General features: G+C 68.0%; 18 protein-coding genes. 16 read left to right on the top strand and 2 right to left on the bottom strand.

The window, feature by feature from the left end; translation table 11 throughout:
• Positions 1 to 96 precede the first annotated feature (96 nt).
• On the top strand, positions 97 to 786 hold the full coding sequence (locus RDU83_08275; GenBank protein ID MDQ7841008.1) for a DUF881 domain-containing protein: 690 nt from the start codon (positions 97 to 99) through the stop codon (positions 784 to 786).
• Between the two features lie 210 nt (positions 787 to 996).
• Here RDU83_08275 and RDU83_08270 read toward each other — a convergent pair whose 3' ends face one another.
• The gene (locus RDU83_08270; protein MDQ7841007.1) at positions 997 to 2,181 is read right to left on the bottom strand and encodes a thiolase family protein; all 1,185 of its coding nucleotides are present in this window, start codon (positions 2,179 to 2,181) and stop codon (positions 997 to 999) included.
• Positions 2,182 to 2,411: 230 nt separating this feature from the next.
• On the opposite strand from RDU83_08270, the gene rpsU reads away from it, so the two are divergent.
• From rpsU to RDU83_08205, 13 genes are all read left to right on the top strand, one after another.
• Positions 2,412 to 2,588 (top strand): 30S ribosomal protein S21, encoded by a 177-nt coding sequence (rpsU, locus tag RDU83_08265; protein MDQ7841006.1) that lies wholly within the window; start codon positions 2,412 to 2,414, stop codon positions 2,586 to 2,588.
• Between the two features lie 37 nt (positions 2,589 to 2,625).
• On the top strand, positions 2,626 to 3,072 hold the full coding sequence (locus RDU83_08260) for a GatB/YqeY domain-containing protein (protein ID MDQ7841005.1): 447 nt from the start codon (positions 2,626 to 2,628) through the stop codon (positions 3,070 to 3,072).
• 58 nt (positions 3,073 to 3,130) lie between these two features.
• Entirely contained in the window at positions 3,131 to 3,613 is a 483-nt protein-coding gene (locus RDU83_08255) for an NUDIX hydrolase (GenBank protein ID MDQ7841004.1), read from the top strand.
• Positions 3,610 to 4,887, top strand: a complete 1,278-nt coding sequence (locus RDU83_08250) for an aspartate aminotransferase family protein (protein ID MDQ7841003.1) — start codon at positions 3,610 to 3,612, stop codon at positions 4,885 to 4,887. Before RDU83_08255 ends, RDU83_08250 begins: the two co-directional genes overlap by 4 nt.
• Positions 4,888 to 4,988: 101 nt before the next feature.
• Positions 4,989 to 6,545 carry an ABC transporter substrate-binding protein gene (locus RDU83_08245; protein MDQ7841002.1) on the top strand — a complete coding sequence of 519 codons (1,557 nt, stop codon included), beginning with the start codon at positions 4,989 to 4,991 and terminating at the stop codon, positions 6,543 to 6,545.
• Between the two features lie 93 nt (positions 6,546 to 6,638).
• Positions 6,639 to 7,583 (top strand): ABC transporter permease, encoded by a 945-nt coding sequence (locus tag RDU83_08240; protein MDQ7841001.1) that lies wholly within the window; start codon positions 6,639 to 6,641, stop codon positions 7,581 to 7,583.
• 7 nt (positions 7,584 to 7,590) lie between these two features.
• Complete coding sequence (locus RDU83_08235) at positions 7,591 to 8,490, top strand: ABC transporter permease (GenBank protein MDQ7841000.1); 900 nt, start codon at positions 7,591 to 7,593, stop codon at positions 8,488 to 8,490.
• A gap of 17 nt (positions 8,491 to 8,507) precedes the next feature.
• Entirely contained in the window at positions 8,508 to 11,180 is a 2,673-nt protein-coding gene (gene alaS / locus RDU83_08230; GenBank protein ID MDQ7840999.1) for an alanine--tRNA ligase, read from the top strand.
• Entirely contained in the window at positions 11,167 to 11,637 is a 471-nt protein-coding gene (gene ruvX, locus RDU83_08225; GenBank protein MDQ7840998.1) for a Holliday junction resolvase RuvX, read from the top strand. Before alaS ends, ruvX begins: the two co-directional genes overlap by 14 nt.
• 41 nt (positions 11,638 to 11,678) lie before the next feature.
• Entirely contained in the window at positions 11,679 to 12,038 is a 360-nt protein-coding gene (locus tag RDU83_08220) for a DUF1292 domain-containing protein (protein MDQ7840997.1), read from the top strand.
• A gap of 69 nt (positions 12,039 to 12,107) precedes the next feature.
• Entirely contained in the window at positions 12,108 to 13,046 is a 939-nt protein-coding gene (mltG, locus tag RDU83_08215) for an endolytic transglycosylase MltG (protein MDQ7840996.1), read from the top strand.
• Positions 13,043 to 13,573, top strand: a complete 531-nt coding sequence (locus tag RDU83_08210) for a YqeG family HAD IIIA-type phosphatase (protein MDQ7840995.1) — start codon at positions 13,043 to 13,045, stop codon at positions 13,571 to 13,573. Before mltG ends, RDU83_08210 begins: the two co-directional genes overlap by 4 nt.
• 69 nt (positions 13,574 to 13,642) lie before the next feature.
• Positions 13,643 to 15,262 carry an HD domain-containing phosphohydrolase gene (locus RDU83_08205; protein MDQ7840994.1) on the top strand — a complete coding sequence of 540 codons (1,620 nt, stop codon included), beginning with the start codon at positions 13,643 to 13,645 and terminating at the stop codon, positions 15,260 to 15,262.
• 10 nt (positions 15,263 to 15,272) lie between these two features.
• On the opposite strand, the gene RDU83_08200 is transcribed toward RDU83_08205, so the two are convergent.
• Positions 15,273 to 16,250: a diguanylate cyclase gene (locus RDU83_08200; protein ID MDQ7840993.1), complete on the bottom strand. Its 978-nt coding sequence runs from the start codon at positions 16,248 to 16,250 to the stop codon at positions 15,273 to 15,275.
• A 102-nt stretch (positions 16,251 to 16,352) separates the two neighbouring features.
• Here RDU83_08200 and RDU83_08195 point away from each other — a divergent pair, with 102 nt between their 5' ends.
• The gene (locus RDU83_08195; protein MDQ7840992.1) at positions 16,353 to 16,712 is read left to right on the top strand and encodes a hypothetical protein; all 360 of its coding nucleotides are present in this window, start codon (positions 16,353 to 16,355) and stop codon (positions 16,710 to 16,712) included.
• Complete coding sequence (locus RDU83_08190; GenBank protein ID MDQ7840991.1) at positions 16,709 to 17,734, top strand: transglycosylase SLT domain-containing protein; 1,026 nt, start codon at positions 16,709 to 16,711, stop codon at positions 17,732 to 17,734. The genes RDU83_08195 and RDU83_08190 overlap by 4 nt, the downstream gene beginning before the upstream one ends.
• Positions 17,735 to 17,748: the final 14 nt, after the last annotated feature.

The raw sequence follows: 17,748 nt of genomic DNA, 5'->3' as shown, positions 1-17,748 counted from the left end.
TCTCCAGCAGGGGGTAGCCGGGGTATCGGGTGCTATACTGACGGTATGTTGCGCCGCACCCGCCACATGCTTTCCATCAGTCGGTGGCAAGGCGCCGTGGCATTGTTCCTGGTCGTCGTCGGCTTCATGGTCGTGGCGCAGATGAGGACCCGACAGCCCATCCGCCAGGCAGGGGCGCTGCCTTCCTGGCGCCTTGCGGAACTGGCCGTCCTTGTTAGGCAACAGGAGGATGCGCGCAGACTGCTGGAGGCCGAGGTGGACGCGCTGAGGCGGCGGGCGCGTGACTACGAGGCCGCTGTCATCGAGGGCCGCGGCCTGTCAGAGGCCATGGCGAGGGATCTGGCCCGTTACAGGTTGGTGCTGGGCCTGGTCCCGGTGGAGGGTCCTGGGGTGCGCGTCGTGGCGCGGGGCGGGGCCCCTGGGAAGGGCGGCGTCCTGCCGTCCGCCGTGGAGGCACAGGATCTCTCGGGTGTGGCCAACGAGCTTTGGTCCGCGGGTGCCGAGGCCATGGCCATCAACGGGGTCCGCATCTTGGCCACGACCAGCATCCGGCTGGCCGGCGGCGCCTTGCAGGTAGGGTCCACCGCCGTTGCCCCGCCGTACCGCATCGAGGCCATTGGGGATCCGGCCGCGCTGCAGGCAGCCCTGGCCATCCGCGGTGGGTTCGTGGAAGGGCTGCGCTCTGTGGGGATCCAAGTGACGGTGCAGGTCAGCGAACGGCTGCGGATTCCTGCCAGGCGGACCGCCGAGTCTTTTCGTTATGCCCGACCCAAACCCGCCGAGTAGCCGCCGCACAAAGCCGGCGCGGCCGTCGCCAGGTGAGCCGAGGCGCTGCCCCGTCTCCTCCGGCCGGCACGGCCGCACCGATTTCCCGCCCTCAGAGAGGCATACCGCTCTTGGGTCATGGTCGCGCGGCGCGTTCTTGGTACGACCCGACCGTGCGGCACCGCCCTCGTTTGAGGCGGGGATTCATTATAGGTATGCCCCCGGCGGCCGTCAATCAGTCACCCCGGCGGTCCTCTCGACTGCCAGCGCCACCGCTTCACCGCCGGCCAGGCAGGCCGCGGCAACTCCGCGTCGTGCCCCGCGCGCGGCCATCGCGTGCAGAAGCGTCGTGAGGATCCGCGCGCCGCTCGCGCCGATAGGGTGGCCCATTGCCACGGCTCCGCCGCGGACGTTGACCCGTTCGGTTCCGATTTCCAGCTCGCGGCTCACACCGATCACGACCGCGGCAAACGCCTCGTTGATTTCGAAGAGATCCACATCTTGCGCGGTCCATCCCACCCTGGCCAGCAGACGCCTGACGGCCTCGGCGGGCGCGATGGTGAACCACTCCGGCGCCATTGCCGCCACGGCCTGCCCGGCGATCCTGGCCAGCGGCGTCCGGCCCATCCGGCGGGCGTCCTCGGACGATGCCAGCACAACCGCGGCGGCGCCGTCGCTTATCGAGCTCGCGTTGGCGGCGGTCACGGTACCGTCCACCTGGAAGGCGGGCTTCAGGGTTGGGATCTTGGCGTAGTTCACCCGGCGGGGTTCTTCGTCCTCGGCCACCGTCGGCGCGCCGCTGTCGGGATGGACCGGCAGGATCTCAGCGCCGAACTCCCCTGCGTCCATTGCCGCAATCGTGCGGCGGTAGCTCTCCGCCGCAAACGCGTCCTGCTCCTCGCGCGTGATCCCGCGGGTGCGGGCCAGGATCTCGGCGCAGTTTCCCATGTGCCCGTGGCCGTAGGCGTCGTGCAGCCCGTCGCGGAGAATGACGTCCACCAGAACGCCATCTCCAAGACGGTACCCGCTGCGCACGCGCTCGGCCAGGTGTGGGGCCGCGCTCATGTTCTCCATCCCGCCGGCGACCACGATCTCTGCGTCCCCGGCCTGGATTGCCTGGCAGCCCATCATCACCGCCTTGAGCCCGGATCCGCACATCTTGTTGACCATGGTGGCCGGGACCGAGTTCGGCAACCCGGCCGCCAGCACGGCCTGGCGCGCCGGGGCCTGACCCAGGCCGGCGCTCAGTACGTTGCCCATGATTACCTCGCTGACCGCATCGGCCGGCACGCCGGCGCGCCGCAGCGCCTCGGTTACCACCAGGCCGCCCAGCCGCGTGGCCGGTATCGTCGCCAGGCCTCCCATGAACCGTCCGATGGGAGTTCGCACCGCGCTCAGGATCACCACATCAACCATGCCGCACCTCCAGGTCTGACACCCCATCCAGTCTACCCTGGGCGCCGGCGCGCGCAAGCCGGGCTTTTGACACCCCATTTCGGGCTGATGTATAATACGCTCGTCGTAAGACCTGCCACGATCGTTGAGGCGGCGGTTGGAAGTGGCGGCCGCACCGGTTTAGGACGGCAGGTTCCTCAAGCGCAGGGTGGAGGAGCCTGCTTCCTGTCTGTTTGAGGGGTGATGGGGCGATGGCGGAAATTCGCGTGGGGAAGGACGAGAGTCTGGACGCCGCGCTGCGGCGGTTCAAGCGGCAGGTGAAGCGATCCGGGATCCTCACCGATGCCAAGCGTCACGAGCACTTCGAGACGCCGGCCCAGAAGAAGCGCCGGAAGCTGGCCCGCAGCGCGAAGCGGAAGCGCCGCTAGCTCCGGCCGGGCTGGCCCAGGCCATCGGGGAACGCCGGTGACTATCGAGCAACGCCTCGGGGAGGACCTCAAGGATGCAATGCGCGCCAGAGACGCGCTGCGCACCTCGACGATCCGCTTGGCGCGGGCGGCGCTGCAGAACGCCGAGATCGAGCGCCGCCGGCCCCTGACCGAGCCCGAGGTAATCGAGGTCATGCAACGCGAAGTCCGCCGCCGCCGCGAGGCGATCGAGGGTTTCACGCGGGGTGGGCGGGACGATCTGGTGGCGAAGGAACAGTTGGAGATGGCCATCCTGCTGGGCTACCTTCCGGCGCCGCTGGAGGACGCCGAGCTCCGTCGGATTGTGGCGGAGGTCGTCGCCGATACAGGTGCAACCGGCGGCGGGGAGTTCGGCCGCGTGATGGGTCGGGTGATGCGTCAGGTGGCCGGACGAGCAGAGGGCCGGGCGGTTGAGCGCATCGTGCGCGAGGCATTGGGGTGCTAGGCGTCGGACCGCGCGGGCGCGGGTGTGGGCCCGGGGCTTTCGTGTTGACGGAGGGAGAATGGCGGCTCCATCGAGGCGGCGAAAACCGATCAAGCGTGCCCAGAGCGCCGGCGGCGTGGTGTACGATCGCGCCGGCGACGAGGTACGGATCCTGATCCTGCAGCATGAGGCCGGCAAGTGGATGCTGCCCAAGGGAACCATGGAGCCCGGGGAGACCTCCGAGGCCGTGGCGCTGCGCGAGGTGCGCGAAGAGGTAGGGCTCTCGAACGTGCGCGTGGTGAGCGACCTTGGGCGAGAGCGGTACTCGTTCTTCTGGCGTACCGAGGACACGTTCTATGACAAGACCGTCCACTACTTCCTCCTGGAGTTCCTCGGGGGGGAGGAAACCCGGCCCCAGCGTGAGGAAGGATTTGTGGCCGCGGAGTGGGTAACATTCGACGAGGCGCTGGCGCGGATCAAATACAAGGAGACGCGCGAGATTGTTCGCCGGGCGCAGAACGCGCTGGAATGCCTGGCGACGGCTGGGGAGGCAGAAGGATGAGTCGCGAGGTGGACGAGCGCGTGCGGCGCGTTTTGCAACAGTACTCCGACCATTTGAACCCCTCGTGGGTCCAGGGGTACAAGTTCCTCGGCGTAGAGACGCTGGAGGTCGAGGCCCAAGGGGCCATAATCCGAGACGCCTACGGCCGCGAGTATTTGGACTTCGCCTGCGGCCCCGCTGTTTTCATCGTGGGACACCGCCACCCGAAGGTGGTCGAAGCCGCACGGCGCGAGCTTGACCGGATGCCGCTTTCGGTGCGGATCATGGCCAACGAACCGATGGGTCATCTCGCTGCGCTCCTGGCAGAGATCACGCCGGGCGATCTCCAGTACGTGTTCTTCTGCAACAGCGGCGCGGAGGCGAACGAGGGAGCGCTCAAGTTGACGCGCGCCGCGACCGGGCGGCCCGAGATCATCGCCACGATCGGCGCGTTTCACGGCAAGACGCTGGGCGCCCTGTCGGTCTCTGGGCGGGAGATGTACCGCAAGCCGTTCGAGCCCCTGATACCCGGCGTCGTCCATGTGCCGTTTGGGGATGCCGAGGCGGTCGCCGCCAAGGTGACCCCCAAGACCGGCGCCGTGATCGTGGAGCCGATCCAGGGCGAGAACGGAGTGGTGGTGCCGCCGGACGGCTACCTGAGGGCGCTGCGCGAGATCTGTGACCGCTCAGGCGCCCTGCTCATCCTCGATGAGGTGCAGACCGGGATGGGTCGCACCGGCAAGATGTGGGCATGCGAGCACGATGATGTGGTCCCCGACATCCTCACTTCGTCCAAGGGGCTGGGGGGCGGCATAGCCCCGGTGGGGGCTTTCATCGCCCGCCCGCACCTGTGGGGGGCGATGACGAAGCATCCCTACATGCACACCACCACGTTCGGCAACCGTCTGGGATGGGCCGCGTCCGCCGCAACGATACGGGTCATCCAGGAGGAAGGGCTGCTGCCTCGCGCCACGGAGATAGGGAATCGCCTGATGGCCGGGCTGCGCCAGGCTGCCTCGACCGTTCCCGGGATGACCACCGATGTCCGGGGCCGCGGCGCTCTGGTGGGAGCGGAGTTCGCCGACCCCGACGTGGCCTTCCTGGTGCTGGCGGGAATGGTGCAGCGGCAGGTGCTGGCTTTTCATGGGATCAACCGGCCGGAGGTCATCAGGTTTGCTCCGCCGCTGATCGCGACCGATGCCCAGGTGGATCATGCGGTGGAGGTATTCGGGGACGCCCTGGCGGAAGCGCGGGCGCTGCTTTCCGAGTTGGACGTTGCTCCCGGCACGCAGTAGGCCGTGGCGCCTACGCGGGACGGCGCGGGCGTGTTGTGGGATGGTTTCTGATATGCTAGTGTCACACTACGCCAGATGAAATCTAAGGAGGGAATGCCGTCGTGAGGTTCCTCCCAGGTCGTGCAGTTGCACTGGCCGTCATATTGGCCCTGGTTCTTCTTCCCCTGATTCCCAGCGCGGCCCAGCAGCCGCGGCGTGGCGGTGCGTTGCGGATCGCGCACATCGGGGAGCCGCCTACGCTGGATCAGCACTGGACCACCGCGGCAATCACAGGCCACATCATGAACCACGTCAACGAGGGCCTGTTTGCCGTCAACCGGAAGTTCGAGCCCAAGCCGGTGCTGGTGGACAAGTGGACGCTCAGCCCCGACCGGCTCACCTACACGTTCACCCTGCGGCGAGGAGTCAAGTTCCACAACGGCAAGGACCTCACCAGCGACGACGTCAAGGCGTCGCTCGAGCGGTGGGGCCGGATCGCAACGCGGGGCCGGGGGCTGTTTGCCAACGTGGTCTCGCTCACCAACCCCGATCCCATGACCGTGGTCATGAAGCTGCGGGATCCGTACGCGCTGCTGCCGCTGGATCTGGGCTGGGTCGGACAGTCGGCGGTGATCTTCCCCAAAGAGGTAATTGACGAGGCGGGCACAGGCCCGGTCAAGCGATTCATCAGCACCGGTCCCTACAAGTTCGTGGAGCACCTGCCCGACCGGCACATCCGGCTCGACCGGTTCGATGGCTACGCGGCCCGCACCGAGGAGCCGGACGGGGCGACCGGTCGCAAGCACGCCTACTTCGACTCGATCTACGTCATCCCCGTGCCCGACGCGGCGGTGCGGATCGCCGGCGTCAAGCGGGGGGAGTACCACTTCGCCGAGACGATCCCGCCCGACGAGTACGACCGGCTGCGCACCGATCCTGATCTCGTGCCCTTCATCACCGAGACGGCGAGCTGGCTCACCGCGGTCTTCAACAACAGGTCGCCGCTGATGGGGAACAAGAAGATCCGCCAGGCCTTCCAGGCCACGCTGGATCAGGAGTCCGTTATGCGCGCGGCCTACGGCAATCCCCGCTTCTGGCGGATAGACCCAGGGCTGATGCCTAAGGAACACTACCTGTGGACCGACGCCGGCAAGGAGTTCGTCAACCAGAAGAACACCGAGCGCGCCCGGCAGTTGCTCGCCGAGGCCGGGTACAAGGGCGAGCCCATACGCTGGGTCACGACGATGGAGTACGTCGCCTACGGAACCGCGGGACAGGTGGTCAAGCCGATGCTAGAGCGGGCGGGGTTCGTGGTGGACCTCCAGATTGTGGACTGGGCCACGCTGGTGGCGCGCCGCGCGCGGCCCGAGCTTTGGGACGTGTTCAGCACGGCGTTCAGCTTCGTCGCCGATCCGGTGCTGCTGCTGTCGCTGCAGCCCTCGTGGCCGGGCTGGTACGACAATCGCGACATGAACGCGATGATGACCTTGATGCGGCGACACTCCGACCCGAAGGTGCGCCACGACCTTTGGAAGCGGATGCAGAAGCTCTGGTACGAGGATGCGGGCACGATCAAGTTCGGCGACTACTTCGTGCTGCACCTCTACAGGAAGGAACTCAAGGGCTACGTCAACATCCCCACGCATGTGTGGTGGAACTCGTGGCTTGAGACACGGTAGCGTGGTGCCAGGTTCCGTAGTGGAGGGGGCGCGCGCCCCCTCCACCGGGTACGGGCAGGCCGCACAGGTCTCGCAGAGGACTTTGACTCAACGATGACCGGATACATCTTCCGCCGGCTGATCGCGCTCCTGCCGGTACTCATGATAGTGGCGACGGTGGGGTTCTTCCTAATCTACCTGACGCCCGGCGACCCGGCCTCAGTCATGTTGGGCCCCGATGCCACCACCGAGGACGTGGAAAACCTCAAGCGCCTCATGGGCCTGGACCGGCCTCTCATTATTCAGCTCGTGCGGTGGTACGGCCGCACTCTGCAGGGCGACCTGGGCTACTCGATCTTCCTGCAGCGCCCGGTGCTTCAAGCGATAATCGAGCGGCTGGAACCCACCGCGGTGCTGACGCTGATGGCCCTCACCGTGGCCGTTTCGATCGGGATCCCGGCCGGCGTCGTCTCGGCGGTGCGGCGCAACACCTGGGTGGACCAGGTCGCGATGGGCATCGCGTTGCTTGGAGTATCGGTGCCCACCTTCTGGATGGGCCTCAACCTGATCCTGTTCTTCTCGGTTTACCTCGGGCTGTTCCCGGTGGCGGGCTACGTGCCGCTCGACCAGTCGGTCGCCGGCGCCTTCAGGTCGCTGGTCCTGCCCGCTTTCACCCTGGGCTTCAGCGCCTCGGCGCTGATCGCGCGCATGACGCGTTCGAGCATGCTGGAGGTGCTCGGACAGGACTACATCCGCACCGCCAGAGCCAAGGGCAACCTGGAACAGGTCGTCATCTACCACCATGCGCTCCGCAACGCGATGATCCCCACCCTGACGGTGGTCGGCCTGGCGTTGGGCGGTCTCCTCGCCGGATCCATCGTGACCGAGACGGTCTTTGCCCTGCCCGGCGTGGGCCGTCTGGTCATCTCGTCGGTGATGCGCCGCGACTACCCCGTCGTACAGGGGGTCCTGATCTTCGTGGCCTCAACCTATGTGCTGGTGAATCTATTGATTGACCTGCTCTACGTCTACCTTGACCCGCGGATCAAGTACGCGTGAGGTCTCCATGAGCGAAGGAGTGGCGTCTACCAGAGCGTTTCCAGCCCTGTCCCGGCCGCCGGCGGGCACGTGGGCCGTTGTCTTCCGCACACTGCGGCGGAGCAGGTCCACGCTCATCGGCGGGATCATCGTGCTGGCCATTTTGGTGATCGCCGTGCTGGCACCGGTTTTCGCGCCCTACGACCCCCAGGAGATTGAGGTGCCCCGGCGGCTGCAGGGCCCCAGCGACGCGCATCCGTTTGGGACCGACAACATGGGACGCGACATCTTGAGCCGCGTGATCTTCGGGGCGCGGATATCGCTGGTGGTCGGCATCTTCGTGGTGGTCTGCGCCGCGGGAGCTGGGATCACGCTCGGCCTAGCCGCGGGGTACTCCGACCGGCTCGACCGGTTCCTCATGAGAATCATGGACGGGCTTATGGCGTTTCCCTCCACCCTGCTGGCCATCGCGCTGATGGCCGCGCTGGGGGCCCGGATCTCCAATATCATCATCGCGTTGGCGGTGGTCTACACCCCCAACGTCGCACGTGTCGTGCGCAGCATTACGCTTGTCGTCCGCGAGCAGGACTATGTCCAGGCGGCCCAGGCCATGGGCGCGAGCGATGCGCGCATCCTCGCCCTCCACATACTGCCCAACTGCCTGCCGCCTGTGATCGTGCAGGGCACGTTCATCTTCGCGCAATCGGTGCTGGCCGAAGCGGCCCTGAGCTTCCTGGGCGTGGGTCTGCCCCCGTACATACCGAGCTGGGGGACGGTCATCACCACCGGTCGGATGTTCATGCAGACCGCGCCCTGGATCACGATCTTCCCCGGAATTGCGATCCTCATCACGGTGCTGGGATTGAACCTGCTGGGCGATGGCCTGCGGGACCTGTCGGATCCCAGGCTGCGCGGTAGACTCGGCTAGCCCCTCAGGGGACGCCTATGGATGTGGCAACCGAGCGCGGCACCGGTGGGATGGCCGTTGCCCGCCGCTTTCTGCGCTTCTTCCAGGACCGCGGCCACACGGTGGTCGCCAGTGCTCCGCTCGTGCCCGCGGGTGACCCCACGCTGCTGTTCACCAATGCCGGGATGGTCCAGTTCAAGGACGTCTTTCTGGGCCTGGAGCAGCGGTCGTACGTACGGGCGGCCTCCATACAGCGCTGCCTGCGCGTCAGCGGCAAGCACAACGACCTGGAACAGGTGGGGCCGAGCCCGCGCCACCACACGCTGTTCTTCATGGCCGGCAATTTCAGCTTTGGCGATTACTTCAAGCGCGAGGCGATCGCCTACGCCTGGGAGTTCATAACGCAGGAGATTGGCATCGCGGCCGACCGGCTGATTGCCACGGTGCTGAATGATGACGATGATGCTTTCGCGCACTGGAGAGCCGTCGGCATGCCCGAGGACCGGATCATGCGCATGGGCGAGAAGACCAACTTCTGGTCCATGGGCGAGATCGGCCCGTGCGGCCCGACCGCTGAGCTGCACTACGACTGGGGACCAGAGCGGTGCACCTGCGGCCGGGCGGACTGCAGCGTGGCTCTGGACAACGACTGCCAGCGGTGGCTGGAGATCTGGAATCTGGTGTTCATGCAGTACAACCAGGCGCCGGACGGCACGCGCACGCCCCTGCCCAGGCCGGGCGTGGACACCGGACTGGGTATCGAACGCATCGCCGCCGTGGCGCAGCAGGCGGCCACCAACTACGACACCGATCTGTTCGCGCCGATCATGGGGCGGGTTCAGGCCCTGCTTGGGCATTCCGACGACCAGCGAGCGGAGGCGGTCGTCGCGTACCGGGTGATTGCCGACCACGGCCGGGCCGCGACGTTCCTGGTCGCCGACGGAGTGATGCCGGGCAACGAGGGCCGCGCCTACGTGCTGCGCATGATCCTGCGCCGCGCCATACGGTTCGGTCGCCGCATCGGGTTCGAGGGGCCGTTCATGGGCGAGGTCGCCGATGCCGTGATCGAGCACCTGGGGCCGGACTATCCTGAGTTGGTCGCGCGGCGCGAGTTCATCCTCAAGATCCTTGCGGCGGAGGAGGCCCGCTTCTCCCAGACGCTCTCGGCAGGCCTGGAGCGGCTGGCCGAGGTCGTGGAGGCAACGCGCGCGCGGGGCGGGCGTGTGATCTCCGGTTCGGATGCGTTCCGGCTGTACGACACCTATGGATTCCCCGTGGAGATGACGCGAGACCTGGCAGGCGAGGCGGGTATCGGCGTTGACGAGGCAGGCTTCCGGCAGGAGATGGAGGAGCAGCGCCTCAGGAGCCGCCAGGTGGCAGGGGGGCCGTCAGGAACGGGTGCCGCGGGCGTGGAAGCCGACGCGCTGGATGGTCTCCCGGCCACCGCGTTCGTCGGTCATGCCCGGTATGACTCGCCGGCGAGGGTGCTGGCGGTGATTCGGAACGGCGTGCGGGTTGACGAGGCGGGCACGGATGACGAGGTCGTCCTCGTGCTGGACCGCACGCCGTTCTACGCCGAGGCCGGGGGCCAGGTGAGCGATGCGGGCATTGTGAGCGCGAGGGGACTGCGCGTCGAGATCAGCGATGCGCGACGCCTCACTCCCGCCATTACCGGCCACGCCGGGCGTGTGACCTCGGGCCGCGTCCGCGAGGGGATGCGCGTGCGGGCCGGCGTTGAGCGGGAGAGGCGGGACGCGATAAGGCGCAACCACACCGCGACCCACCTGCTGCACCAGGCGCTCCAGGAGGTGTTGGGGGAGCACGCGCAGCAGGCGGGATCGCTGGTGGCGCCCGACCGCCTGCGGTTCGATTTCACCCACGCGGTGGCCCTGACGCCGCAGGAGCGCGTTCGGGTGGAGCGCCGGGTGAACGAGATGGTGATGGAGGCGAGGCCCGTGCGCGCGGATGCGATGACGCTCGACCGTGCGCGCGACCTTGGGGCCAAGGCCCTCTTCGGCGAGAAGTACGGCGAGCGCGTCCGCGTGGTGTCGGTCAATGGGTACAGCCGCGAGCTCTGCGGGGGAACCCACCTGACCAGCACCGGGGAGGTGGGGCTGTTTACCATCACGGCCGAGAGCGGTGTGGCGGCGGGCATCCGCCGGATCGAGGCCGTGACCGGGTGGTGCGCGTACGAGCGCGCGCGCGACCACGAGCAGCTTCTGACGGAGATAGGCACGGTGCTGCGTGCCGCGCCCGCGGAGGTGCTCGAACGCGTGCGCCGCTTGAGCGAGCAGGTGCGCGCCCTAGAGCGCCTCGAGAGACAACGTCAGGCCGGGGAAGCCGGCGAGGTGCGCTATGAGGAGGCCGACGCCGGAGGCGTACGGGTGGTGACCGCCCGCATGGACGACGGCGCCGGATACGACTCCCTGCGCGCGGCAGGCGACCGTTTGCGCGACCGCCTGGGCAGCGGGGTCTACGTGCTGGCCGGCGCCGTCGGCGACCGGGCCAACCTGGTTGTGATGGTAACCCCGGACCTTGCCGGGCGCGGCCTGCGCGCCGATGTTCTGGCCCGCGCGATCGCCGCCCGCATGGGAGGCACCGGAGGCGGGAAGGCAGAGCTGGCACAGGCGGCCGGCCGCGACGTGGAGCGGCTCGACGAGGCCCTGGCATCCGCCGCCGCCGAGGTGAGGCGCCTGGGTGCGACGGGCTGACGGGCCGCGGGTTCTGGCAATAGATCCGGGCGAGCGACGACTCGGGATCGCGATCAGCGATCCCTTAGGCCGTATCGCCCTGCCCCTCGAAGTCCGCGAGCGCACCGGGTGGTCGGGGGACCTGGCCTACCTCCGAAAGCTGGTGGAAACGTACGGGGTCGCGGAGGTGGTTGTGGGAAAACCCCTGACCGCGGGTGGGACCGTAGGCCCCCAGGCAGAATCGGCCGCACGCTTCGCCCTGCGATTGCGCGCTGCGCTTCGGGTACCGGTGGTTGAGGTGGACGAGCGCTTCTCGACCGCGGGCGCGGACAGGGCCATGCGCGAGGGGGGCGCCGGCGGCCGTCAGCGCCGCAGGCAGCGCGACGCGGTGGCGGCGGCATTGATCCTGCAGCCCTACCTGGATCGCCGCCGCGGGCCGTTGCCCGGTTCGGATGAAGGTGTTATGCTCCCTCCGTAACTGGCCGATCTGCGGGAGAGGAGGGGGCTTGGAGGTGCTTTGTGATTGAGGAACTGGACGTGGTAACGCTGGAGGACGAGGACGGACTCGAGCACCGGTTCAGCGTGGTGGACATCGTGGAAGTGGAACACCGTCGCTACGCCGTTCTGCTCCCCGAGGATGAAGAGGACGCGGCCGCGGTCATCTTCAGAATGGAGAGCGCCGACCACCTTGTGCCGATTGAGGACGACGACGAACTGAGCCGCGTGGTGGCCGCGCTCGAGGAGACCGCAGGGTACGGGGAGATCATCCTCGAGGAGGGCGGCGAGGACCGTGATGATCTGGGGGTTCTCGACGATCTGGCCGGCGAGGTGCAGGCCAACGGAGACCGGGCGGACGATGAGGATGAGGAGGACGAGTAGGCTGCCCCGCGGCCTGCGATGATCGGTACGGGCGGCCTATGCCGCATCAGGCTCCGGCGAGCGGTGTTGTTGGCGGGCATCGCGGTCGCCGGTGCCGTGTTTCTGGGCGCGGGTGCGGCGGTGCTCCTCTGGTGGGAGATGCGGCCTCCCGGAGGTTCGGACCGCTCCCGCACCGTGGTCGTGCCGCCTGGGGAAACCACCTGGCAGATCGGCCGCCGCCTGGCCGAAGCCCGGGTGGTGCGCAGCGCGCGCGCCGTGGTGGTTGCGTCCAAGCTGCGGCGCGTGGACGGCCGGCTCCGCAGCGGCGAGTACGCGCTCAGCCCGGCACAGAGCGCCTGGCAGATCGTGGGTATCCTGGCGCGGGGCGAGGCGATCCTGCACCGCCTCACCATCCCCGAGGGGTATACCGTGGCTCAGATCGCCGACGCCCTGGCGGAGGCCGGGTTGGCAGATCGCGGCCGGTTCCTGGATCTGGCATTGCGCTCGGAAGGGTATCTTTTTCCCGACACCTACCTCCTACCGCGCGGGCTCGGCGAGGCGGCGCTCATCGCACGGTTCCTGGGCCGGTTTGACGCCGTGATCGGCGCCGATCTGCGCGAAGCGGCCCGCGCGCGCGGTCTGAGCCTGCACCAGCTCGTGACGGTGGCCTCCATGATCGAGCGAGAAGCCCGGGTTCCACAGGAACGCGCGGTGATCGCGGGTGTGATCTACAACAGGTTGCGCCTGGGCATGCGCCTCGAGATAGACGCCACCGTGCTCTACGCGCTGGGGCGGCACAAGGCCGAACTCGCGTTTGCGGACCTTGCGGTGGACTCGCCGTACAACACCTATCGGAATCCCGGTCTGCCGCCCGGACCGATCGCCAACCCCGGCCTGGCCGCGGTTGCCGCCGCCGCGGCGCCGGCAGAGACGCCGTTCCTCTACTATGTCCTGCGGCCCGACGGTTCCCACCACTTCAGCCGCACGCTGCGGGAGCATCAGGACGCGGCCAGGCGGTACCGGAGATGAACCGCCTCCTGCGACTGCTCGCGCCCCGATACTATGTTGCCGCCGTGTTCCACCTTACGCCCTCGCGGCTGCGGGCCTGGGGGATAGAGGCCCTAATGCTCGATCTCGACAACACCCTGGTGTCCTGGGGCAAGATTGAGGCGCGGGCGGAGGTTCTGGCCTGGCTGGAGGATCTCCGGCAGTCCGGCATCCCGGTCTGCCTCGTGTCCAATACCCTATCGCGGCGACTGGGCGCCGCCTCCGTGGTGTTCGATCTGCCGGCGGCACCGGGGCGATCGAAGCCCAGCGCCGACAAGCTGCGCCGGGCATTGCGCATCCTGGGGACGTCGCCGGAGCGGACGGCGATGGTGGGCGACCAGCTCTTCACGGACGTGCTGGCCGGAAACCGGCTCGGCGTTCCCACCATCCTGACCGGACCGCTGTCCCACTACGAACCCCTGCGCGTCCGCTTCGTGAGGGCGATTGAGAGGTTCGTGCTCCGCGCGCTCGCCCGTAAGGGCGTGGTGCCGATCCGGCCGCAGGTCTGACCGTCCGGCTTCGCGGGCATACAGAGTGTGCCCTTCGAGAGAGTTCGCGGGGTCGGCTAGGGGTGTGGGATGAAGCTTGACGCCAGGGTGGAGTGGTGGCCTCTCTACGTTCGGGCGCTGACCGCGCTGTTCGGATTCTCCGTGATCTTCACCGGAGTGCCGACCGGGACCACAATTGCGTCGCCACTCACCGTGGCGTTGCTGCTCACGCTGCTGGTTGCCGCGGGCCTGCCCAGCGTCTTGGCGCCCCGTCGGATCGGCGGATTTCCCCTCGCGCGCTACTCCGGGATCGCGATGGAGCTGCTCATCGTATCCTTCATCGTGTTCGAGACCGGGGGGAAGACCAGCATCTTCTACTTCCTGTACGTGCCGATCCTGCTCTGGGCGACGGCAGGTCGCGGGGTCATCGCAGGCGTGATCAGCGGCTGGGTTGCCGCGACCGCCTTTGCCATCGCCGCGGGCGCGTATGGCGGGACGACCGCCGGTTCGCTCCCGCGGGCCATGTTCCTGGTCCTGACCGGGGTTTTGATCGGTATGATCGAAGAACGCCGGACCCAAGGCGCCGCGTCGGTCCTGCACGGCGTCGAGGCACTGACCCGGCAGGCCAACACGGTGGCCGAGTTGCGCGCGGCGGTCACATCGATGGCGCCGCTGGATCTGGCCGGTCGGGCCCGAGCGCTCCTGGAGCGCTCGCTGCGCTTGGCCGATGCCAGCCACGGCCTTGTGGTGATGCTCGATGGCGACGGCCTGCCGGTCGTCGAGGCCGGCATTGGCTCCGACGGCGAGGTCCGGCCCGCGGGTGAGTCTCTCCCGGCGACGGGCGTGCTCAGTACGGTGCTTCAATCGGGTCTGTCCCAGACGGTGGCGGACGCTAGCAGGGACGCAGGATGGGCCGGCGCCCTCGGGGAGGACGGCGCGCGGTCTGCCGTTCTGATGCCGCTGGCCGTGGCGGGCAAGCCGTTCGGCGCCCTCCTGCTGGCGCGCCGCGATCTCCGGCTGTTCGCCGGCGACCAGACGGAGGCGGCGCGTGCACTGGCCGAGGCGGCCGCGCCCCTGCTGTGGGACGCCCGGGCCGTGGCGCAGTCCCGCGATTTCATGCTGAGCACCGTGAAGACCCTGGCCGCGGCACTGGAGGCCAAGGACCCCTATACGCGTGGCCACTCGCAGCGCGTCGCGACCTGTGCCGTTGCCATCGCAACCGATCTCGGGCTTTCCGCGGAGGAGATTGATCGTATCCTCTGGGCGAGCATGCTGCACGACATCGGGAAGATCGCCACCCCGGAGGCCATCCTGCGCAAGCGCGGCCCGCTGACAGACGAGGAGCGGGCGGTGATGAACCTGCACCCTGAGCGCGGCGCCAGCATCCTGAGAGAGATGCCGCCGTTCAGGTCGCTTGCCGACGACGTTCACTACCACCAGGAGGCCTACGATGGAAGCGGCTACCCCGAAGGACTGGCCGGCACTGAGATCCCGCTCGGCGCGCGCATCATCCGCGTGGCCGACACGTTCGATGCCGTGACATCACACCGCCCTTACCGTCCAAGCCGCTCCGTGGAAGAGGCGATGACCGAGCTGCAGAACATGGCTGGGAACACGCTCGATCCGGTGTTGGTGGAGGTGTTTCTCCGTATCCTAAGGGAGAAGCCTCCATTCGATATCCAGCTCCGCCTTTGGCGGGAGCGGTCGTAGTGCGGGCAGGTCAGAAGTGGCGGGCGGAGGCGGCTGCGACCGTTGTGTTCTGGCCGGCCCTGGCGCGAGCCAGGGCCTCTTCAGCCCGCTCGAGCAGTTCCTGGTCGGTGTCGGCGTCCCCAGGGTAGCACGCCAGGCCGATGCTGACGGTAAGGGTCAGCGGGTATGGATGGTCGGGGGGCATGAACAAGGCGCTCTCGACCGACCCGCGAATGCGCTCAGCCAGGGAGAACGCTCCCTCCAGAGAGGCCTCGGGAAGAATCAACCCGAACCTCCCGGAGCCCAGAGCGGCCCGGAGGTCAACCAGTCGCGTCTCGTGCGTCAGGATGTTGGCCAGATGCAACGTCAGGGCCCGGGCGGCCGCGCTCCCCAGAGTGTTGCCGACCTCCTCTTCCTGGTCAACCGCCACCAGGGCCACCGCGAAGGTGCGCTTGAACCGGTGAGCCCGCATCGTTTCGCGCTGCACCGCTGTTGCGAAGTGGGTCGCGTTGAACAGGCCCGTCGGTGAGTCAACGATGATCTGGCGCCGCGAGCGCTCGCGCAACTCGTCCAGATGGCCCTGCTCGGCAAGTCCTCTGCGCGACCGCTGGCGCTCGTACCGCTGGATTACCTCGAGGATGCCGGCCGAGATCAGGCGGTTGAGGAGGTGGACCATCTCAGGATCCTGGTCGCCGGCCGGCAGGTCGCTGGATAGGAAGTCAAGCACGACCGGTTTGACCTCCAGAAGGGCGCGGATCACCTCCTCCAGCGGCGTCTCCAGGGCAAATGCCTCCCCGCTGAATCTGCCGGCGAACTCGACGAAGGGCTCTACCTGTCCGGCGGCCGTCGCCTCAACAAGTGCATCCATGCCGGTTAGAATGTGCTGTTCTATCCTCTCGCCGTCATGCCAGATCTGCCCGCGCGTAGGAGCAGCGGCGAGGTCGCGGGCCCAGCGCGCGGCCAGCATTCGGCGCCGTGTGCGAATCAGATCAAGGGCAACAGGGTTCATCGGGGTCTCGTCCCCATATGTTACGATAGTGGGAGGTGCAACTCCTGTCACGCAGGGAAGGATATGCGCGGCGGTGAATGGCCGATGTGGCGAGGGCGGACCATGAGCACAAAGCTGAGGGGCATTCTGCAGGGGCTGGCCGGCGATGACACGCGGGCAGTTGTGCTGCTGGGCGCCGACGGCCGAGCTGTCGAGACCGTGGTGAAGGGCAGCGCCCACGATCCAAGCACGGTGGCCGAAGACCTGATCGCGCTGTTCAAGGTTGGCGCCTACTGCGCCCGCAAGATGGACGGCGGCGAGATGGACTACCTCGCCGTGACCACCGAGAGTCTGGCTCTCCTTGTGGTGGCGGTTGGGCCGGCGCACTACCTGGCGGCGGTACTTGATGCGGGCGGCAACGTCGCGCGTGCCCGGCTGGCGGTCCGTCGGTGCAAGGCTGAAATCACGGAAGAGCTGGGATGACCAGGATCCTCTGCCTTCTAGCCGCCTGGCTGGCCGTCGCGGTACTGCTTCCCGCGGGGGCGGTCGGCGGCGCGGTCGGCGGCGCGGCCAGGCCTGATGCGCTGCGCGAGGGAGCGGCGCTGTTCGCGCGGGGCCGGATGGTCGAAGCCGAGGCTGTCTTCGCGCGCGCGGTGAGCCGGCATCCCGGCTCAGTCCATGGGTGGCTTTGGCTGGGCGTGGTCCAGTTCCACGCGGGTGACATTGAGCGTGCCGAGCGATCGTTTTCCCAGGCGGTTCGACGTTCGCCGCGGGACGGCTTGATGCTGCTCTGGTGGGGCCATGCGCTGGCTCGGGCAGAGCGCACCGCCGAAGCCAATACGGCCTTCCGGCATGTCCTGCTGGCGCGATCCTCCTCCCAGGTCCGCGATCTGGCCCACCAGGCGCTTCGATCGCTGGGACCGCTGCCGCATCCGGCCGCGCAGTCTCCGGCGGGACAGGCGCCGGCCGCGCAGGCGGTGGCCGGGCAGTCGCAGGCTCCCAGCGCGCCCCCGTGGGTGCTGGACGCGGCAAGCTACAACTCCATCGCCCGCTTCTACAACCCGCGCCTTACGCACGAACAGTCGGCCGCCATAGGCCAGGCACTGCTCGGTTACAGCCGGCATTTCAACGTTGACCCACGCCTGGTGGTGGCCCTCGTGGTGATCGAGTCCGGATTCCAGCCGGCGGCGCGCTCGCATGCCGGCGCGATTGGACTGGGACAGCTCATGCCTGCCACCGCCCGTTCGCTGGGGGTGGAGGCCCGGGATCCGGTGCAGAATCTCTACGGCGCCATCCGGTACCTGCGCGGCAACCTGGACCGGTTTGGTTGGAACAACGCGCACCTGGCGCTGGCGGCCTACAATGCGGGCAAAGGGGCCGTTGATAGGTACGCGGGAATCCCTCCGTACGCGGAGACGCAGTGGTATGTGACGAACGTGTCAAGTCTCTACCGCCGGCTCCTGACGATTCCGGGCGAGAGTTTGGAACTATCCCGGCGTCTCTAGGCAAGTTAGGGGGG

This window comes from bacterium, from assembly GCA_031082185.1.
Classification (GTDB): Bacteria; Sysuimicrobiota; Sysuimicrobiia; order Sysuimicrobiales; family Humicultoraceae; genus VGFA01.
This window is presented reverse-complemented; position numbering and strand designations above follow the sequence as displayed.